This is a genomic window from Candidatus Enterococcus leclercqii, from assembly GCF_009933135.1.
Taxonomy (GTDB): Bacteria; Bacillota; Bacilli; order Lactobacillales; family Enterococcaceae; genus Enterococcus_C; species Enterococcus_C leclercqii.
Window position 1 is genome coordinate 451,668 of record NZ_MAEH01000014.1, and the last position, 19,467, is coordinate 471,134.

Below are 19,467 nucleotides of genomic sequence, written 5' to 3' on the forward strand. Positions count from 1 at the left end.
GAATGTCAGGTGGAAAACTTTTTTAGTATTTTAGGTGGGATGGGTACGCTGGCTACCGAAAGTTTCGTAAGGATCCTGAATCATCGGACTGTGACTCATAAAGACCAGGACTATTTGAACTATGTGTTGTTTAACCATGCAACGGTTCCTGATCGAACAGCGGCTATTTTGGATCCGCAGCATGCAAAGGATCCCTTGCCGTTTTTGTTGGACGATATTGCTAAGCAGAATCTGCTGCAGCCTAATTTTATCGTGTTGACCTGTAATACGGCTCACTATTTTTTTGACACGCTGCAAGAAGCGACGGGGATTCCAATTTTGCATATGCCGCGAGAGGCCGCTTTAGAGCTGAAACGCCAACAAAAAGGCGGCAAGGTGGCATTTTTGGGAACAGAAGGCAGTGTGAAAGCTGGTGTGTACGAACGTGAGTTGAAGCAGGCTGGCTTTGAAGTGATGATTCCTAAGCCGCAGTTGCAAAAAAAGGTCAACGATTTAATCTACCGTGACATTAAAGAGCAAGATTTCCTGAATAAGGATCTTTATTATGAGATTTTATTTGATACAGTGGAAACCTACGGCTGTGACAGCGTGGTTTTAGGCTGTACGGAATTGTCTTTGATGGAAGAGTTTGCCGCCGGTCATCCGTATCATGTAGTAGATGCACAATCCATTTTAGTGGATCGCACAATTGAGCGGGCAATGGCAGACCGCAAAAAGGATGGGACGTTTTCTAAAGAGATTTAGTCATTTTTTTAGTAGTGGAGGTTATCGGAGCGGCGCGGCTTCGGTACCTTTTTTATTTGCAGTTTCTATACTTGACTAATAGATGGGGATTTTTTAGAGAAGAGCATTGAAAAGGGTGAAATAGTCAACCAGAATTTGTCTACCAAAGGTTTTTGAGTGCCTTTCAGCCTAGTTATTTGTTATACTTCTTAATGATGGCAGGCAGCGATTGCCTGTCGAAGGAATCATTTAAGGAGGGGTACTCTTGACAGAAAAATCTGTTTTTCCAAAGGACTTTCTTTGGGGCTCGGCATCTGCAGCTTACCAAGTGGAAGGTGCTTGGGCTGAAGATGGCAAAGGGCCGTCCGTCTGGGATGAGTTTGTGCGGATTCCCGGAAAGACTTTTAAAGCTACAAATGGTGACTTGGCGGTAGATCATTATCACCGGTACAAAGAAGATATTGCCTTGATGAAGGAACAAGGCCTGAAAGCTTATCGCTTCTCAGTTGCCTGGACACGAATCTTTCCAGAAGGTCGCGGAAAAGTTAATCGAGCAGGGTTAGATTTTTATATTCGATTAGTGGATGAACTGATTGAAAACGGTATCGAACCAGTCCTGACTTTGTATCATTGGGACCTGCCAAAAGCATTGCAGGAAGAATATGGCGGCTGGGAATCTCGTAAAATCATTGACGACTTTGTTAATTATGCAACCGTTCTCTTTGAAACCTTCAAAGGGAAAGTTCACTATTGGGTAAGTCTGAACGAACAGAATGTCTTTATTCAATTGGGGTATATGCTGGCTGCGCATCCGCCTGGTGTGACTGATGAGAAACGGATGTATGAAGCCAATCACATTGCCAATCTGGTCAATGCTTCAGTTATTAATAAATTCCACGAGATGAAAATGCCTGGTCAAATCGGGCCGAGTTTTGCTTACACGCCAAACTATGCTTTCGATAGTGATCCCCAAAATGTGTTGGCGGCTGAAAATGCTGAAGATTTGATGGCTCATTTGTGGATGGACATCTACGCTTGGGGTGAATATCCTATCGCTGTGATGGATCTGCTGGAAAAACGCGGCGTGGCTCCGACGATTGAAGAAGGAGATATGGCGCTTTTGCGTTCAGCTAAACCGGATTTCATGGGAATGAACTACTATCAGACAGCCACGAACAAATTCAACCCAATCGACGGTGTTGGTCAAGGAAAGATGAACACTACCGGTAAAAAAGGCAGTTCCGAAGAGTCAGGGATTCCCGGACTCTACAAAAAAGTCCAGAATCCTTATGTCGATCGTACCAATTGGGATTGGGAAATCGATCCGATGGGTATCCACATTGCCTTGCGTCGGATTACCAGCCGCTATCGTCTGCCGATTCTGATCACGGAAAACGGCTTAGGGGAATACGATAAGATTACCTCTGAAAACGAGATCCATGACGAGTATCGAATCAAGTACTTGAAAGATCACGTAGCGGCTGTGGGTGACGCTATTGCGGAAGGCTGTAATGTATTGGGGTACTGCACTTGGTCTTACACGGACTTACTCAGCTGGTTGAACGGTTATCAAAAGCGCTATGGTTTTGTCTATGTTGATCAAGATGAAACACAAGAAGGCAGTTTGAAACGTTACAAAAAAGACAGCTACTACTGGTACCAACGTGTGATTGCTTCAAACGGTGCCGACCTCGATTGACAAGGGAAACCTGCTTACCTGCTGTTCCATCATAAAAAGTAAGCAAATTTGATGATTTTCTTGACTACTCACCAATTCTGGTGGGTAGTTTTTTTGTCAATTCTGAAAAATCCACAGCGATAAGGAGTTTTGTTCAGCAGGAATTCTGTGCTGTTAAATATTTTCTAAAGGTCTTTCTTTTTGGGGCGTGGTGCATGAAAGAGATGGAAAATCACTTTATAATTTTAATTAATAGAAAAATATTGAGTATTTTGAATAAAAAAATGAGGGAGGGGAGCTGTTATGAAGAAAATGTTGAAGTTTTTAACGGGTCTGCCACTGCTAATCAGCATTTTTATGTTGCCGCTGCTTTCAGATCAAGTGGTCCTTCATTATCGATTAGTAGGCAATTATGAAAGTTTTGGCAGTAAATATCACCTGCTTTTTCTACCTGTGATTGTATTGATTATTGGTACAGTATTGGAAGCTGCCACGGCAAGAGCGACAAAACAACCAACAGAAGAAGTCCCAGTTCTCAGAATATTGATTCTGTTAGTATTGAACGGTATGAGTGTAACGGCGGTGTATGTTGCGGGAACCGGAGTTCAAGACCTTTATCAGCTTCCCGTCGGAAAAAATCACCTGCTGTTTGTCTTTGTGTCATCGGTATTCATTTTCTTAGGGCTTTTATTGCCTTATTTGCCGGTGGTGACTGGTGGTCGGAATAAAGAAGCTTGGAGCTTGTCTCGGTATACGATGGTAAAAGAAAGTCGAAAATATGAAAGCTACGCATTCTCAGCATTGGGGATTATTGGCTTGATTCTCGGCGGACTTCCTGTCAGTAATCAGCTGAGGTGGCTGCTGCTATTTACCTTGTTGTTGACAATCAGCGGAATCACCGTTGGCTGTGTCCTGACGATCCGTCGCAGACTTTTTCGAGCTCACGAACGAAGCTGAGTAATTTTCTCAAATAGAAGATAAAAGGCAAGGAAAAGAGCGGCGATATCAATCATTTTCAAGTGTTAATGGCGAACAGTTCATCGTGTTCAGCACGAAAATATATGGTACAAATCGGTGGGACAATTTTGTGTTAGTTTCCATAGAAGGAACATTGCTCTGGGTATAAGGAGAGTCAGCGTTTGAAATTTTTAACAACGAAAAACCAAGGCCTTTCCGCTATTTTTTAATGGAAGCGCCTTGGCTTTTTTTGCTTGTGGCTCACCTTGAGTAGTGTTCGCTTGGGCAGAAGGTGAGCAGAGGATTCTTATCCCCCTTTTGGTGATATGGACCAAGGACTGTTTGAGATGGAAGTAGATAGGGATTTTCTCAGCCAATCTTTGAAAAAAACAGACTTTCTGGAAAGGTCCTGTACCCTAATTGAGGCAACTGCTATAATTCAAGAAGAGGTGTAAAAAATGAAAGCATGCGGAGTGATCGTAGAATACAACCCGTTTCATAACGGACATAGATACCATGCCCAACAAGCTCGTAAACGCTCAGGAGCCGAGGTGGTGGTGGCTTGTATGAGTGGCAACTTTTTACAGCGGGGCGAGCCGGCTATTATTGACAAATGGTTGCGAACAGAAGCCGCTTTGAAAAACGGTGTCGATTTGGTTATTGAGCTGCCTCTCTGTTGGTCATTACAGGCTGCCGATTTTTTTGCTCGGGGCAGTATCAAGCTGCTTCAAGGAATTGGTTGTGAGAGTCTTTGCTTCGGGACAGATGCAGAAGACCGTTTTGACTACCAGGAGTTTGGCAATCTGGTCACGGGAAATCAGATGCTCATTGACCAGACTTATCAGCAATTACAGGATGAAAAACTCAGTTATCCGCAAAAAATGAATCAAGTGTATTCACAACTTTTTGCAGATATGCAGCTGGCAGGGGATACCCCAAATCATATTTTGGGATTAGCTTATGCCAAAGAAAATGCAGCCTATCCTCATCCCATGAAGTTAATTTCGGTACCACGGATTGGCTCAGGATACAATGAAAGCAATCTGCGACAAGGACAACTTGCCAGCGGAACCGGAATCAGAGAAGGAGTACGCAGTGGTGCCGATATTTCGAGCTTCGTTCCACCGAAGACTGCTTGGGGATTGACGCAACAATCTGCAAGTTGGGAAGGGCTCTGGCCATACCTGCGCTATCGACTATTATCAGCCAAACCGGAAGAGCTTCGACGAATCTATCAGATGACAGAAGGGCTGGAGCATCGCTTGATAGAAGCTGCCAAACAGGCGCTGGATTTTCAGCAATTCATGGCGCAAGTGAAATCTAAACGCTATACGTGGACGCGACTGCAACGTCTGTTTTGCTACGTATTGCTGGATATTAACAACCAAGAGATGCAAGCAGCCTGGCAGGAGAACCAGTTGCGGGTACTGGGCTTTACTGAAATTGGTCAGCGTTATCTCAGCCAGCAGAAGAAAAAATTGACGTTTCCTCTTGTGACTCGTGTCGGAAAAGCACAAAACCGGCAGCAAGAGTTAACATTGCGATCAGATGAGATTTATCGGTTGGCAGATCCCCGCATTCCTGAACAAGCCGTGGGACGGATTCCAATTCGTGTATGATCTGATAGAAAACTCTTCACAGATCGCGATCAGACAAGTATAATGGACAAGGACATTTTTATTGAATTTACAACAACTACAGAAAGCGAAGTGTAATTATGGGTCGTAAATGGGCAAACATCGTTGCAAAAAAGACTGCCAAGGACGGTGCGAACAGCCGGGTCTATGCCAAATTCGGTATTGAGATCTACGCTGCCGCAAAATCAGGTGATCCTGATCCCCATTCAAACCAGAAATTGCGTTTTGTCATTGAACGGGCGAAAACATACAATGTGCCTCGACATATCATTGATCGAGCTATCGAAAAAGCGAAAGGATCCGGCGATGAGACCTATCAAGAATTGCGCTATGAAGGGTTTGGTCCCAACGGCTCAATGGTAATCGTGGATGCTTTGACCAATAATGTAAATCGGACTGCTGCTGATGTTCGGGCGGCATTTGGTAAAAACGGCGGCAATATGGGTGTATCCGGTGCGGTTGCTTATATGTTCGACAATACGGCATTGTTTGGCTTTGCCGGTGATGATGCTGACGCTGTTTTGGAATATCTGATGGAAAAAGACATTGATGTTCGTGATGTGGAAGAAGAGGACGGGCAGATCATCGTTTACGGTGAGCCAGACGACTTCAGTGCTATCGATGCAGCTCTCAAAGAAAACGGAATCAACGAATTTTCTGTGGCTGAACTGCAGATGATTCCACAAAACGAAGTGACTTTAAGTGGCGACGATTTAGAAAAATTTGAAAAAATGATCGACGTATTGGAAGATTTGGAAGATGTCCAATCTGTCTACCATAACGTTGCTTTGGAAGATTAAGAAAAGCCAAAAAAACAACACCGCAGCCGACGGGAGAATCTCCAGTGGCTGTGGTGTTGTTTTGATATAGCGTGCTGCAAGACTCGCCTTGCGAGGGTTATCTAAGGCTTGTTTTTTTCTTCTTGTTGATCGGCAATCTCGTCTTGGACTTTTGCTAACATCTGCTGTAATTTTTGTTCCTTACGCTGGAGAACCACCAGATCTTCTTTGATTTCGGAGGCTTTTTCGTGTTCTGGTGGCCGAATCAAAAAATTCAAAGCGATGGCCACAAAAGTACCGATGAATGTATCAATGACCCGCTGCAAAGCAAAATAGATTGACTCATTACGGCTGACACTCAATGTAATCAAAAGCATAGTAGCGATAGCCGAAATGATGCCTGCGTTGTTGTTGATGCCATCGGAGACGATGATTAAAAGAGCCACCAATAATGGTAAAAGAAAGACTTCCAATAAAAAATCTTCGTGGAAAAACTGTTTGACAAAAAAGTAAAAAATCGCAAAGGCGCCTCCGAGACTATTCCCTAAGATACGGGATTTACCGAAGGATACCGTCGTAGTCAGGTCTTGCCTCAAAGAAAAAACGGCTGCCAATGCGGCGATTAGAGGTTCACCGCGGTTGGTGAAGTGAAAGAGCAGGATGCAGATCATAACGGCAATTGCTGTTTTTAGTGTTCGCATACCGATTCGAAACCGACCCAAATGCATGGACATCACTCCCTTTCTTCGTTGGTAGGTCCATCCTTATCCTTACCTTTAATGATAGCGGAAAAGATCTTAGATTGCCAATTTTAGGCGATTTTCAGTACAATGGAGAAGAAAACTGATGAAAAGGAAGATGCTTGTTGAAAATAGGATTACGTACAGTTAAAACCGCACTTTGCGCGGTATTGGCGATGATTATTGCACAAAGTTTGAATTTGCTTTATGCGCCGGCAGCTGGGATTATTGCTGTTCTAAGCGTGGGGAACACCAAGCGTTCTTCGTGGGAGATTGCCCGCAATCGGGTACTATCTCTGGTGATGGCAACTGGCATTTCATTTGTCTGTTTTTCCTTGGTTGGCTACAATCCAGTTGCTTTTGGCGTTTACTTGCTGTTTTTTATCCCTTTGTCCGCCAAGTTTGGGCTGGAAGATGGGATTGTTGTCAATTCAGTATTGATTACACACTTTATGGCTGAAGCTTCGTTTGCATCGAGTATGCTGCTCAATGAGTTTTTGTTGATGGTAATTGGTGCGGGTCTGGCCTTGACGGCTAATTTATATATGCCTGATCTTGAAAAGTCATTGCGGCAAGATCAGACCGTGGCTGAAACGATGTTTGCACGTTTGTTGCTGCTGCTTTCAGAAAGCTTGAATCATCCGCAAAAGGCGGCGCAGCTGGAACAGCGCTGCCAAAATCTACTGGAATTTTTACGAGAAGCGCAAAAGAAAGCAAGTCGCCATCGAGACAATCGCTGGAGCAGTGGGGATGAGTACTTTGAAGCATATTTTTCCATGCGACGTTCTCAATTACGCCTGCTCAATGACATGATTGGTTTTACGGCTCAAATCAGTGTAGAAGCTGAGATGGTAGCTGATTTGAAGAAACTGCTTGAAGAAACTTCGGAAACTTTTTCTGAAGAAAATGATGGTCGGGAAATCTTGGCTAAGATTATGATAATCTATGAAAATTATCGTTTGGCTCCTTTACCAAAAGATCGGGAAGAGTTTGAAAGTCGAGCGCTGTTGTTTCAATTTTTACAGAGTTTTACGAGTTTTATCGAAATCAAGGCAGAATTTGCTGAAGTCAATCAAAAACCGGCTGCCCTTTAAGGCAATTAAAAAAGACCGCTGAGTCGAGAAGATTCGACTGGCGGTCTAATTACGCAGGATTTTTTAGCCTATTTTTTCCAAGCAGAAAGCATCTGATCCATTGCCGAGATGGCATCATAGGTCATAGCTAGAGACGTGTTTTCGGCTCCGTTGATAGTAGCGACCATATTGGCGACTTCGTAATTCATCGCCTGGGAGGTTTCGCCGACTTCGATGTGTTCGCGGGTGCCATCGTTATAGAAAATTTCTGCAGCTTGTGCCCGGGGGTATTCTGGAACGGTAATGTAGCCATTTTCATAAGCGACAATGCCGATTTTTGGCATTTTGGCTTGGAAGGTTAATGTGACTGCTGCCATTTCATTTTTCGCATTTTTCAAAATTGTGACAGATTGTTCATCAACACCGGTGGAAAAAGGCAACATATCGCTAGCTACAACTTGCGGCTGGGCATTCATAAAGCGACGAACAAAGCTGACTGCATAGGTACCAATGTCCAACAGCGCACCACCAGCCAAATCCGGATTGAAGAAACGATTGCTTGGATCTGGTTCTTTATAACTGCCAAAGGGTGCTTGAATCATTTTCAGTTTTCCTAATTTACCGGAATCGGCAATCTTCTTTAACTCGGTAAACAAAGGCATGTTGAAAATGGTCATGGCTTCTTGTAAAACTAGATTTTTTTCTTTGGCAACGGCCATGACTTCTTCTAGTTCCGACAGATCCATGGTGATGGCTTTTTCGCAAAGAACGTGTTTTCCTGCGGTCAAGGCTTTTAGAATGTACTCTTTGTGGAAACGATTAGGGACAGCTACGTAGATGATATCCACTGCTTCGTCTGCCAACAGGGCGTCATAAGAACCATAGCTTGCAGGAATCTCATATTGCTTGGCGAAACGATCAGCAGTCGCCTGATTTCGGGAGCACACAGCATAGAGATTGCTTTCTGGGTTGGAAAAAGTCATCGCCAATTGATGGGCGATATCACCAGTACCGGCAATGGCCCAATTGTATTTTTTCATAACGTATAAAACTCCTCTCAAAATAACTTGAATTGACATTATTCAAATCCCACTCCTGCCGATTTTTTCCTTGCTAAGAAGCTCCACTGGTCAAAAATCAAAGAAAGTGAAAAAACAAAGCCAAATCATATTTACAGTGTAACAATCCTTTAAAAAAAAGGGAAGTTCTTTGCAAAACTCTGGTATTTGCAGATAATTTCAGTAAAATAGATTGAGAAGCTTTAGTAAGAGGTTGTTCGTCACAGCCGTGATTCAAGCCACTCTAGACAGAATATTTGGGAAAAGGATGAACGACTATGCATGACGTTTACATTGAAATTTTGGTTTCAACAATTAAAGAACAATATTTGACAGAAAAGAACTTTTTTGACGGGGTTCTCAGTATTTCTGAGGAAACCTGGGAAAACTGGAAGCGAGGAAGTCTCAATTTACCGGGAGAACAGAGCCAGAAAATCAAAAATCTCTTTAGTGATTATGAGTGGATGTTGGTGCAGAAGATTTTGCGTCAGACCATCATCTTTCCTGAAAAGAGAACAACTGCTGTGACAGATTATCGCCATATGAAGACTCAAATTGCCCAGAAATGGCTGAAATCCGGATTAGCAGAGGTTTCCGTAAAACAACGAGAAGAAAATCACAATGCACAGATGGTGGAGCTTTTAGTGGTGATGGATTACGGAAAATGGGGATTTGACGATATTCTGAGCTTCCGCTTGCCGGCTCGTATCCAGCAACAAATCGAAAGCGAACAGGTAGCGCTTTTGGACTGGGTCAACGAAAACCTGGAGGAAACATACCTTGAAGAGCAGTAAAATCCGCAATAAGCTTCCCGTTGGCGTGAGTTTGGGTCTGGTGATTGTTGGGGCGGCCTTAGTGATTTGGTTCTGGCCTTTTTCTGATCTGCCTTTTCGAATCGAGGGCTTTGCTACTGAAAAACAGACAACTTTTGTATCTTTTGATTCAACAGACCCGCTAAGTCAAAAAATTTCCACCGAAGATTCTACCTCAAGTGCAAGCATTGGCAAAAAACAGGTGGCAAATGACGCAGAAAGCTTAAAATCACAGTTGTTGCGCAACCTTTTGCCAGAAAGTCAAACGAATTCTTTAAAACAAGGGGCAGCTGCAACTCTACCGCCAGATTTTCCTAAGATAGCGGTCACAGATTGGCGGATACAGCTCGTCGGTCCAGATCACAAACTAGCCCATGAAATGGATGAGTCACAATTGACTGAGATCAGTAGCAGTGAGCGTTTGGACAAACGTGTGGCAGATTCATTTGCTGATTTGACACAAGGGGCGGCTGATGCTGGTGTTACCATTGCTGTTGTCTCAGCGTATCGGTCAGTTGCTGATCAGACCGCTGTTTTCAATGAGAAATTTGAACGCATGAAACGTCAGGGAAAAAGTGATGAAGAAGCTGAACGCGAGACCATGACAGATATGACACGGCCGGGATACAGTGAACATCACACCGGCTTGGCTGTGGATGTTGTCGATGAATCGTGGTTGGCAAGTGACCCGGCCTGGACCTTGGAGGAGAGTTACGGAGCAACAAAAGGTGGGCAGTGGTTGGCAGCTCATGTGGCAGATTATGGGTTTGTCATTCGTTACCCGGCTGATAAAACAGCCATTACTAAAATCAGTTACGAACCGTGGCGCTTGCGGTATGTTGGAAAAGATGTTGCCAAATACATGAATGCACATGGCCTTTGTCTAGAAGAGTTTGTTGCAGAAGCAGAAAAGTGGGAACAATATGGCAATTAGACGTTATCAATCAAAAAAAAAATTCAATCTACCGCTGGTTTTGTTCGGTATGCTCTTGATTGGGGTCGCCTTTGTTTTTTCATTGGCGACCCTTGCCGATTTTTCTGGAAAACCTGAAACGGAGACAACGCAAGAAGCAACGTTGTCCCGTCAGCAATTTATTGAAAAGCTGGTGCCTCACGCCCAAGAACTTCAGGCAGGCTATGGTGTTCTCCCTAGTATTATTATCGGACAGGCAGCGTTAGAGTCCAATTTTGGACAAGCAACTTTAGCCAGTAAGTACAACAATCTTTTTGGGGTCAAAGCTTTCGGAGATAAGCCCAAAGTAAATCTCGAAACACAAGAATATTTGAACGACCAGTGGGTTACAGTCAAAGGTGATTTTCGAGTTTATGAATCTTGGGACGAATCAATGGATGCCCATACCCGCTTATTTGTGAACGGAGTGGATTGGGATCCTAAAAAATACGAGCCCGTCTTGCTGGCTAAAGATTACAAAGAGGCCGCCCAGGCTTTGCAAAAGGCGGGATATGCGACAGATCCCACCTATGCTGATAAAATAATAGCTATGATAGAAGAATATCACTTGGATCAATACGATCATTCAAATGATCAAAAATAACTGTAAGAACAGGAGTGAGCCGATGGAGCAGAAAAAAGCTAAAAAAACTCCGGAAATTATGACTGAGTTGAGAAAGGATATTGTTCGGGTACCGGCTGTTATTCGAGAAGCCAGTGGAATTACTATCTTTGGTAAGCGAATCAAGTCGATTATCTTTACGACAGATATCGCCATTATCCGCAATACCGATGCCGATGCTGTGATTGCGGTTTATCCTTTTACACCGCATCCGGCGATTACAAAAAGTATTATTGAGGCTGCCGATATTCCGGTATTTTCCGGTGTTGGTGGTGGACTGACACAAGGAAACCGCTCTTCATATATGAGTATGTTTGCCGAGGCACAGGGATCTTTGGGCGTCGTTTTAAATGCCCCGACACCTGTTGAAACGGTAAAAATGGTGGCTCAGGTGGTGGATATTCCCGTAGTGAGTACTGTCACCTCTATCTATACGCCAATTGATGAAAAGTTGGCGGTGGGAGTCAAAATTATCAACATCAGTGCAGGAAAAGATACGGCGGCAACAGTCCGACATTTTCGCGAACGCTACCCGGATTTGGCGATTATGGCAACTGGTGGACCCACTGAAGATAGCATCAAAGAAACGATTGAGGCTGGCGCGAATGCCATTACCTATACACCACCGACTAATGGCGAGCTGTTTCGTCGCAAAATGGAGCATTACCGGGAACAAGAAAAAGAAACTGATGAATAACCGCAATAACAATACTGACGCTTTTTATTTTTTGCGGACACAAAGCCAAATGTGATAGACAAGTAAAAGACGACAATCGCCTACTAAAAATAGAAAGGAGATTGTCGTCTTTTTAGATTAAGGGTAACTATTACGATACTTCAAAGAATTAGTGCATTTCCTTCTTCTTTAAAGCCGTAAATAGGCTGCAGCGCGTTGTCCTCCATGTAGAATAAATGCAGGGGGCGATGAGTCATTAGTGCGGTAAGTAGCTTTGGCATCGGTAGTGGAAGCTGGTTGTTGTCAGCTATTAGAATCAGCCGATCACCTTGATAGTCAATCCCACTGCAGGGCTTGGGTGTCCCGTTGATAGAGAGTAGTAATTGTTGCAGTTCTTGTCCTTGGCTGGGAAGCGTCAAGGCGGTTAAAAGTTCACTTGCTCGCATAAAAATCGCTACCTCTTTTCTTGGCTGGATAAGGACTCAGCTCATAATCAATCATGACTTTAGTTTTTCCCAATACCCCATAGTCTCTGGCAACAAATTGTCCTCGTTTGTTGTAGCTGCCGGAAACGACAACAGTCATACCTGGTGCGACATCAGCAAAAAAATTGAGTCCGTGGCGAGCAATCAGACAGTGTTCGTTATTTAATTGAAAATAGACCAACGGCGGATCTACTGAAATCAGTCGGCTTTTTTTTAGTTGTCCTCGTTTTGTAATCATTATGTTCATCTCCGTATCAAAGAAAGCCAGCAGGTGGAGGATAGCTTTTCAATACCTATTTAAAATGGGATTCCAGCTGCAGAAAAGTCAGCGATGGCACTTAGAAACAGAATACTTATTGATATAATTATACAAACAAACGTTCGCCTTGTAAAGCTGCAGCTTCTGTGAAAGAGAATGAAAAAATGATGAAAAGATGTTGCGACTTTCCAAAGTCGGTGTTATACTCGGCAACATAAATGGTTCAGCCTTCAAAAATTTAATAATTACCGCTTATATATCGTCGTAATCGGTCGACAGTCTCTACCCGGTACCGTAAATATCGGACTATAAGCAAAAAATGTGCGCAGACACTTTTTTTGCTTATGCAAGGAAAAGTCTGCGCTTTTTTATGACATATATCTGAGTAGATGAAAGACTTTCAGACGACAGATGGCGGAGATCATGAAGGCTGAGCATAAAATATATTGATTAAAGGGGAGCTCTGCAAGATGAAAGAATTAATCGAACGCATCAAAACTGACGGACGCGTTTTGGGTGAAGGCGTCTTAAAAGTCGACAGCTTCGTGACCCACCAAGTAGATCCAGTATTGATGACACAGATAGGCGAACGTTTCGCTGAGTGTTTTGCCGACAGCAATATTACGAAAGTCGTTACCATTGAAGCTTCCGGAATTGCACCGGCGCTGTATGCAGCTCAATTTTTAGGAGTTCCCATGGTATTTGCTCGTAAGTCGAAAAGCTTAACGATGAATGAAGAGCTCTTGACTTCAGAAGTTTACTCCTTCACTAAACAGATCACCAGCACGATCTCGATTTCAAGAAAGTTTCTTTCGGCAGAGGACAATGTTTTGATCATCGATGATTTTCTAGCAAATGGGCAAGCAGCTAAGGGGTTGATTGAATTGTGCCGACAAGCTGGTGCCAATGTAGAAGGTATCGGCATCGTGATTGAAAAGTCTTTCCAAGATGGCCGCCAACTGTTGGAAGACATGGGCTTAAAGGTTGTTTCATTGGCCCGAATCGAATCACTTTCAAATGGTGAAGTCAGCTTTTTGAAGGAGGATGCCTGAGTGGAAAAGCAAACACAAACAGGTAAAGCCGCGGTTTTAGGTCTGCAGCACCTCTTGGCGATGTATGCGGGTGCGGTAGCGGTGCCCCTTTTGATTGGAACTGGACTTGGATTCAATGAGCAACAGATGACGTATCTGATATCCATTGATATTTTTATGTGCGGCGTAGCAACATTGCTGCAATTGACGGTCAATCGCTTTTTTGGAATCGGCTTGCCAGTGGTTTTGGGCTGTGCAATCCAAGCTGTTGCCCCTTTGATTTTAATTGGTACTAAAGCAGGTGTCGGCGCTATTTACGGATCGATTATTGCTGCTGGTATTTTCGTCGTATTGATTGCTGGTGTTTTCTCCAAGATCAAGAAATTGTTTCCCCCATTGGTTACCGGAACTGTAATTACTGTGATTGGTCTAACCTTGATTCCTGTTGCTATCACCAAGATGGGTGGTGGGGATGCGGCAGCTGATAATTTCGGTGATACTAACAATTTGCTCTTAGCCTTTGTTACGATTGCCTTGATTATCGGTGTTCAGATTTTTGCCAAAGGTTTTATCCGATCCATTTCAGTTTTGATTGGTTTGGTAGGTGGGACCTTGCTTGCTTATTTCATGGGAATGGTTGACTTTAGTGCGATTGGGCACGCGCCAATTTTTCATGTGCCGCAACCTTTTTACTTTGGGAAGCCGACATTTGATATTTGGTCAATTCTTTTGATGATTATTATTTCGATTGTTAGCATGGTGGAATCTACCGGAGTTTACTTCGCGTTGGGTGATATCACCGGACAGCCGATTGGCGAAGAAGATTTGAAAAGAGGATATCGTGCGGAAGGTTTAGCAGTGATTTTAGGCGGAATTTTCAACACATTTCCTTATACGGGCTTTTCACAGAACGTGGGACTTGTTCAGCTGTCAGGGATCAAAACGAAAAAGCCGATTTATTTCTCTGCTTTGTTTCTGATTATTCTAGGTCTTTTTCCAAAGATTGGCGCCATTGCGCAAATCATTCCAGAGCCTGTTTTGGGTGGCGGAATGCTGGTGATGTTTGGCATGGTGGCCGTTCAGGGGATGCGGATGCTTTCAAAAGTTGATTTTGCTAACGATAAAAATTTGTTGGTGATTGCAGTCTCCATTGGTTTTGGTTTAGGATTCAATATCATGCCACAACTGTTTGCGAAACTCCCGGAAACACTGCAAATGTTTACCGGCAATGGCATTGTGATGAGCTCCTTATGTGCGATTTTACTAAATCTGCTGTTTAATGGTATTAAAGAAGAAAGACCTTTGACTGTAATTGGGGAAGAACTTTCCCATGGATAAGGCAACGTCGGATCGATTTTTCGGTCCGGCTTTTTCTTTTGAGTAAAAAGCACTTGGAAAATCCGAACGAAAAAGTTTCTTTTTTTAAAATCATTCGATATTTTTTTGACTGTTTGTCTTGAAATTGCTAAACTGTAGTGGAAAAGATGCGGTGTTTTCTGAAGTGAACTCGCAAAAAAGGAGAGACAATGATGGATGCGAAAGTTGCTGTGATCATGGGCAGCCAGTCGGATTGGGAAACCATGAAAGCTGCGTGTGAAAGCTTGGACGAATTGCAGATACCCTATTTGAAAAAGGTGATATCTGCTCATCGAACCCCAGATCTGATGTTTGAATTTGCGGAAACCGCCCGAGAAAATGGAATCAAAGTGATTATCGCCGGGGCTGGTGGAGCCGCGCATTTGCCAGGAATGGTCGCAGCAAAGACGACATTGCCGGTGATCGGTGTTCCGGTGCAATCCCGAACATTGAACGGACTGGATTCGCTGCTTTCTATCGTACAGATGCCCGGAGGAGTGCCGGTGGCCACTACGGCTATTGGAAAAGCTGGCGCAGTCAATGCAGGATTACTTGCAGCTCAAATGCTTTCCATGTATGATTTAGATGTCGCGCAACGCTTGGCTGATAAGCGAGAAGCAATGCGTAAAACTGTTATGGAAAGTAGTGATCGACTTGGTTAAGCCGTTAAGACCAGGTGCTGTAATCGGCATCGTGGGAGGAGGCCAGCTGGGGCGGATGATGGCCATCAGCGCAAAAGAAATGGGATTTAGAGTCGGTGTCCTTGATCCGACAGAGGATTGCCCAGCCTCGCAGGTAGCGGATTGGCATATTGTCGCCGGCTACGGAGACATTTTTGCTTTAGAAGAGCTGGCACGACGTTGTGAAGTGATCACCTATGAGTTTGAAAATGTTAGTGTCGAAGCATTAAATACGATTCTTCCTTATGCTAATGTCCCTCAAGGAACAGACCTTTTAGCGATTACACAAGATCGCTTATTGGAAAAATCTTTTTTAGAAGCCAATAACATCGTGATTGCCCCTTACGAAACGATTATCAGCCCCACCGATATTCAAGATGCCATCGATCGAATCGGCTATCCTTGTGTGTTAAAGACGACACGAGGGGGGTATGATGGAAAAGGGCAGTATGTGTTATACAGTACCGCTGATTTGGCACCATCGATGAACCTGCTGCGACAAGGTACTTGTGAACTGGAAGCTTGGATTCCTTTTGAAAAAGAGCTGTCTGTAATGGTTGCTGGAAATGGTCGAGGGGAATTCGCGGTTTTTCCGGTTGTTGAAAATATTCATCGCAACAATATTTTACATGAGACGATTGCGCCGGCGCGAGTAGCTCCCGACGTCGCTGAAGAAGCTGCCCGTATTGCTAAAGAAATTGCTCAAGCCCTAGATCTTCATGGTTGTCTGGCTATTGAGATGTTCTTGACGAAAAGCGGCAGCATTTATGTCAATGAATTAGCGCCACGCCCCCACAATTCTGGGCATTATACCATCGAAGCCTGCAATTTCAGTCAATTTGATGCCCACATTCGCGGCATCTGCGGCTGGCCGTTAGGCGAAGTTCGCCTCTTATCGGAAGCTGTGATGATCAATGTGTTAGGGGAGCACTTGACAGAAACCTATGGTTTAATCGACCTTAAACCTGAGTGGCAATTTCATTATTACGGAAAAGCCGAGGCGAAAAAAGGACGTAAGATGGGGCATATTACGGTGACAACCGAAGATATTTATGGGACGTTAGAGGAAGTCTATCAGACCAATATTTGGGATTGAGAACTACCTGATTTTAAAAACAAGTAAAATGAATCCGCAAAAGGAGCACACTTATGTTAGAACGTTATTCACGACCTGAAATGAGCCATATTTGGACAGAAGAAAATCGCTACCAAGCATGGCTGGAAGTTGAAATCTTGGCTGATGAAGCCTGGGCTGAATTAGGAGAGATTCCCAAAGAAGATGTAGCGAAAATCCGGCAAAACGCCACTTTCTCCATTGAACGAATCTTGGAGATTGAAGAAAGTACCCGCCATGATGTTGTGGCCTTCACCCGTGCTGTTTCAGAATCACTGGGAGAAGAACGTAAGTGGGTCCACTACGGATTGACCAGTACCGACGTGGTAGATACCGCCTATGGCTATTTGTTGAAGCAGGCTAACGATATTTTGCGCAAAGATTTGCAGAATTTCTTAGAGATCATCGGCAATAAGGCTAAAGAACATAAATATACCGTCTGTATGGGCCGGACTCATGGTGTGCATGCGGAACCGACGACATTTGGTCTGAAATTGGCTACTTGGTATTCCGAAATGAAGCGCAACATTGAGCGCTTTGAACACGCAGCCAAAGGAGTCGAAGCCGGCAAGATTTCTGGAGCGGTAGGGACATTTGCTAATATCCCGCCTTTTATCGAAGAGTTTGTTTGTACTAAGCTGGGCATTCGACCACAAGAAATTTCGACACAAGTGCTGCCTCGCGATCTTCATGCCGAGTACTTCGCTGCGTTGGCTTTGATTGCAACTTCTATTGAGCGTTTTGCTACTGAAATTCGTGGGTTACAAAAATCAGAGACGCGGGAAGTGGAAGAATACTTTGCTAAAGGGCAAAAGGGTTCTTCTGCCATGCCTCATAAACGCAACCCCATCGGTTCTGAAAACATGTGCGGGTTGGCTCGGGTTGTTCGTGGCCACATGTTGACAGCGTATGAAGATGTACCATTGTGGCACGAACGAGATATTTCCCACTCTTCAGCTGAACGAATCATCATCCCTGATACCACGATCCTGCTGAATTATATGCTGAATCGTTTCGGTAATATTGTGAAAAACCTGACCGTCTTCCCTGAAAACATGAAACGCAACATGAACGCAACTTTCGGTTTGATTTATAGCCAGCGTGTGATGCTGAAGCTGATCGATAAAGGGATGACCCGCGAACAAGCATATGATCTGGTGCAACCGAAAACAGCATTTGCCTGGGACCATCAAACTGCCTTTCGTCCACTGCTGGAAGAAGACGACAAAGTCACTTCCATCTTGTCTAAAGAGGATCTGGATGACGCTTTTGATTACCATTACCATTTACGCAATGTTGATGAAGTCTTCACGCGCATTGGCTTAGGAGATTAAGATAATTAAAAAGCCTTGAAAACAAGTCTGTTGAGTCTTGTTTTCAAGGCTTTTTGTATGGTTTAGGCAAAAGCGGTTTTGCTGCTGTAATAACGCATCTGTTCTTTTCGCAAGCTGTCTAGTAACAACTCAACGAATTCAAAGGATTGTTCCTCCATATTAAAGAAGACTTTGAAGTGGTAATGGTTTTTAAATAGGTGCTGTTCGTGGATCTGAGTGATCACCAACTCGTCATTTCGCTGATTACGAAATTGCAGGGTGCGTTTGCGACACTCTACATGGCGGCGACTGGCCTGACGAAATTTGCGAAAGGTGTAGAAGCTTGTCTTCCTGTTTTGCTGATAGACCGCTTCGACAGCCAGAAGATCGTTGAACAAGTCCCGCTTTTCTTCGAGGGACAAAGGATTCAGAAAATGCTCGATGGACAATTGTTGCTCTAACATACACAGGCCTCCCAAGTCACGTCTGATACGTGACTAATATAACAAAAAAAGATAATTATGTAAACGATTACCAGATGGTTTTTAAAAAATGTGTTCACAATAGAAACTCTTGTGTAAACAAAAATTAGCTGGCGTAAAGACTTGGAGTTGCTGAAAAAAGAAGAAGGATAAGAGAATCACATCATGACTTTCTTTAAATTCCGAACAATAAATGTTTTTGATAGCTTTAATATAAAGAATCGGGTTGACCCTCATAGACTGGCTTGTTAAAATAAACACAACAAAAGGCGAACATTAAGACGCTTGTGTATAAAGATCGTTAATTTAGAGGGGTGCAGGATGGAAAAGAAGGAATTGCTCTATGAAGGCAAAGCCAAAAAGCTTTACAAAACGGATGAAGACGGTGTTTTGTGGGTAGAATACCTGGATCAGGCAACTGCTTTGAACGGCGCAAAGAAAGATGCTGTTAGCGGGAAGGGTGCGTTGAACAATCAAATTACCAGTTTGATTTTTGACCGCTTGAAAGACGAAGGAATTCCTTCTCATTTTATCGAAAAAATATCAAAAACCGAACAATTAGTCAAATTCGTAAGCATTATTCCTCTAGAAGTTGTTGTCCGTAATACTGCAGCAGGCAGCTTTTCAAAACGACTGGCGATTCCAGAGGGGACCTCGCTGGCTTTCCCTATTGTGGAGTTTTATTTTAAGGAAGACCGATTAGATGATCCGTTTATCAATGACGATCACGTTCGCGTGCTGTCTATTGCTACTACGGAAGAAATCCAAGAAATCAAGGCGTTGGCAAAGAGAGTCAACGACGCGTTGCGTACTCTTTTCCAAAAGGCTGAGATTCGTCTGATTGATTTCAAGATTGAAGTTGGTCGCGATACCGATGGTGGAATCTTACTAGCGGATGAAATCTCCCCGGATACTTGCCGGCTTTGGGATATGAAAACACAAGAACATTTAGATAAGGATATTTACCGCCGTGATCTAGGAGATCTGGTTCCGGTGTATCAAGAAGTGCTGCAGCGTTTGGCTGACTAACCCCCATAAAA

Annotated in this window: 21 protein-coding genes and 1 riboswitch; of the genes, 16 read left to right on the forward strand and 5 right to left on the reverse strand. The window is 43.7% G+C overall.

The window, feature by feature from the left end:
- Positions 1 to 9 precede the first annotated feature (9 nt).
- From BAU14_RS08460 to BAU14_RS08480, 5 genes are all read left to right on the forward strand, one after another.
- Positions 10 to 744, forward strand: coding sequence for an amino acid racemase (locus BAU14_RS08460; RefSeq protein WP_161899650.1), 735 nt, complete (start codon positions 10 to 12; stop codon positions 742 to 744).
- Positions 745 to 988: 244 nt separating this feature from the next.
- Positions 989 to 2,422 carry a glycoside hydrolase family 1 protein gene (locus tag BAU14_RS08465; protein WP_161899651.1) on the forward strand — a complete coding sequence of 478 codons (1,434 nt, stop codon included), beginning with the start codon at positions 989 to 991 and terminating at the stop codon, positions 2,420 to 2,422.
- A 282-nt stretch (positions 2,423 to 2,704) separates the two neighbouring features.
- Positions 2,705 to 3,358, forward strand: a complete 654-nt coding sequence (locus BAU14_RS08470) for a DUF1648 domain-containing protein (protein ID WP_161899652.1) — start codon at positions 2,705 to 2,707, stop codon at positions 3,356 to 3,358.
- A 458-nt stretch (positions 3,359 to 3,816) separates the two neighbouring features.
- Positions 3,817 to 4,977 carry a nucleotidyltransferase gene (locus BAU14_RS08475; protein WP_161899653.1) on the forward strand — a complete coding sequence of 387 codons (1,161 nt, stop codon included), beginning with the start codon at positions 3,817 to 3,819 and terminating at the stop codon, positions 4,975 to 4,977.
- Between the two features lie 98 nt (positions 4,978 to 5,075).
- Positions 5,076 to 5,795, forward strand: a complete 720-nt coding sequence (locus BAU14_RS08480; protein WP_161899654.1) for a YebC/PmpR family DNA-binding transcriptional regulator — start codon at positions 5,076 to 5,078, stop codon at positions 5,793 to 5,795.
- 101 nt (positions 5,796 to 5,896) lie between these two features.
- Here the strand turns inward: BAU14_RS08480 and BAU14_RS08485 are convergent, their stop codons facing one another.
- Entirely contained in the window at positions 5,897 to 6,502 is a 606-nt protein-coding gene (locus tag BAU14_RS08485) for an FUSC family protein (RefSeq protein ID WP_161899655.1), read from the reverse strand.
- 137 nt (positions 6,503 to 6,639) lie between these two features.
- Here BAU14_RS08485 and BAU14_RS08490 point away from each other — a divergent pair, with 137 nt between their 5' ends.
- The gene (locus tag BAU14_RS08490) at positions 6,640 to 7,608 is read left to right on the forward strand and encodes an aromatic acid exporter family protein (protein ID WP_161899656.1); all 969 of its coding nucleotides are present in this window, start codon (positions 6,640 to 6,642) and stop codon (positions 7,606 to 7,608) included.
- Positions 7,609 to 7,676: 68 nt separating this feature from the next.
- On the opposite strand, the gene BAU14_RS08495 is transcribed toward BAU14_RS08490, so the two are convergent.
- The gene (locus tag BAU14_RS08495) at positions 7,677 to 8,627 is read right to left on the reverse strand and encodes a Gfo/Idh/MocA family protein (RefSeq protein WP_161899657.1); all 951 of its coding nucleotides are present in this window, start codon (positions 8,625 to 8,627) and stop codon (positions 7,677 to 7,679) included.
- 296 nt (positions 8,628 to 8,923) lie between these two features.
- Here BAU14_RS08495 and BAU14_RS08500 point away from each other — a divergent pair, with 296 nt between their 5' ends.
- The 4 genes from BAU14_RS08500 to BAU14_RS08515 are packed head-to-tail and all read left to right on the forward strand — an operon-like array spanning position 8,924 to position 11,728.
- The gene (locus BAU14_RS08500; RefSeq protein WP_161899658.1) at positions 8,924 to 9,439 is read left to right on the forward strand and encodes a hypothetical protein; all 516 of its coding nucleotides are present in this window, start codon (positions 8,924 to 8,926) and stop codon (positions 9,437 to 9,439) included.
- Entirely contained in the window at positions 9,426 to 10,391 is a 966-nt protein-coding gene (locus BAU14_RS08505; RefSeq protein WP_161899659.1) for a M15 family metallopeptidase, read from the forward strand. Before BAU14_RS08500 ends, BAU14_RS08505 begins: the two co-directional genes overlap by 14 nt.
- The gene (locus tag BAU14_RS08510) at positions 10,381 to 11,013 is read left to right on the forward strand and encodes a glycoside hydrolase family 73 protein (RefSeq protein WP_161899660.1); all 633 of its coding nucleotides are present in this window, start codon (positions 10,381 to 10,383) and stop codon (positions 11,011 to 11,013) included. Before BAU14_RS08505 ends, BAU14_RS08510 begins: the two co-directional genes overlap by 11 nt.
- A 22-nt stretch (positions 11,014 to 11,035) precedes the next feature.
- A complete protein-coding gene (locus tag BAU14_RS08515) occupies positions 11,036 to 11,728 on the forward strand; it encodes a hydrolase (RefSeq protein ID WP_161899661.1) in 693 nt (230 codons plus the stop codon).
- A 140-nt stretch (positions 11,729 to 11,868) separates the two neighbouring features.
- Here the strand turns inward: BAU14_RS08515 and BAU14_RS08520 are convergent, their stop codons facing one another.
- Entirely contained in the window at positions 11,869 to 12,153 is a 285-nt protein-coding gene (locus tag BAU14_RS08520) for a hypothetical protein (RefSeq protein ID WP_161899662.1), read from the reverse strand.
- Positions 12,140 to 12,430 (reverse strand): hypothetical protein, encoded by a 291-nt coding sequence (locus tag BAU14_RS08525; RefSeq protein WP_161899663.1) that lies wholly within the window; start codon positions 12,428 to 12,430, stop codon positions 12,140 to 12,142. Before BAU14_RS08525 ends, BAU14_RS08520 begins: the two co-directional genes overlap by 14 nt.
- A gap of 253 nt (positions 12,431 to 12,683) precedes the next feature.
- Positions 12,684 to 12,780: riboswitch (purine riboswitch) on the forward strand.
- A gap of 141 nt (positions 12,781 to 12,921) precedes the next feature.
- Between BAU14_RS08525 and BAU14_RS08530 the strand changes: the two genes are divergently transcribed.
- The 5 genes from BAU14_RS08530 (at position 12,922) to purB (ending at position 17,966) form a co-directional block, all read left to right on the forward strand.
- The gene (locus BAU14_RS08530) at positions 12,922 to 13,503 is read left to right on the forward strand and encodes a xanthine phosphoribosyltransferase (RefSeq protein WP_161899664.1); all 582 of its coding nucleotides are present in this window, start codon (positions 12,922 to 12,924) and stop codon (positions 13,501 to 13,503) included.
- Positions 13,504 to 14,820, forward strand: a complete 1,317-nt coding sequence (locus BAU14_RS08535; protein WP_161899665.1) for a nucleobase:cation symporter-2 family protein — start codon at positions 13,504 to 13,506, stop codon at positions 14,818 to 14,820. It begins immediately after the preceding gene.
- A gap of 191 nt (positions 14,821 to 15,011) precedes the next feature.
- Positions 15,012 to 15,500, forward strand: a complete 489-nt coding sequence (gene purE / locus BAU14_RS08540) for a 5-(carboxyamino)imidazole ribonucleotide mutase (RefSeq protein WP_161899666.1) — start codon at positions 15,012 to 15,014, stop codon at positions 15,498 to 15,500.
- The gene (gene purK / locus BAU14_RS08545; RefSeq protein WP_202622186.1) at positions 15,493 to 16,614 is read left to right on the forward strand and encodes a 5-(carboxyamino)imidazole ribonucleotide synthase; all 1,122 of its coding nucleotides are present in this window, start codon (positions 15,493 to 15,495) and stop codon (positions 16,612 to 16,614) included. The genes purE and purK overlap by 8 nt, the downstream gene beginning before the upstream one ends.
- A gap of 53 nt (positions 16,615 to 16,667) precedes the next feature.
- Positions 16,668 to 17,966, forward strand: coding sequence for an adenylosuccinate lyase (gene purB / locus BAU14_RS08550; RefSeq protein WP_161899668.1), 1,299 nt, complete (start codon positions 16,668 to 16,670; stop codon positions 17,964 to 17,966).
- Positions 17,967 to 18,028: 62 nt separating this feature from the next.
- Here the strand turns inward: purB and BAU14_RS08555 are convergent, their stop codons facing one another.
- The gene (locus BAU14_RS08555; protein WP_161899669.1) at positions 18,029 to 18,409 is read right to left on the reverse strand and encodes a hypothetical protein; all 381 of its coding nucleotides are present in this window, start codon (positions 18,407 to 18,409) and stop codon (positions 18,029 to 18,031) included.
- Positions 18,410 to 18,748: 339 nt separating this feature from the next.
- Between BAU14_RS08555 and purC the strand changes: the two genes are divergently transcribed.
- Complete coding sequence (purC, locus tag BAU14_RS08560) at positions 18,749 to 19,456, forward strand: phosphoribosylaminoimidazolesuccinocarboxamide synthase (protein WP_161899670.1); 708 nt, start codon at positions 18,749 to 18,751, stop codon at positions 19,454 to 19,456.
- Positions 19,457 to 19,467 lie beyond the last annotated feature (11 nt).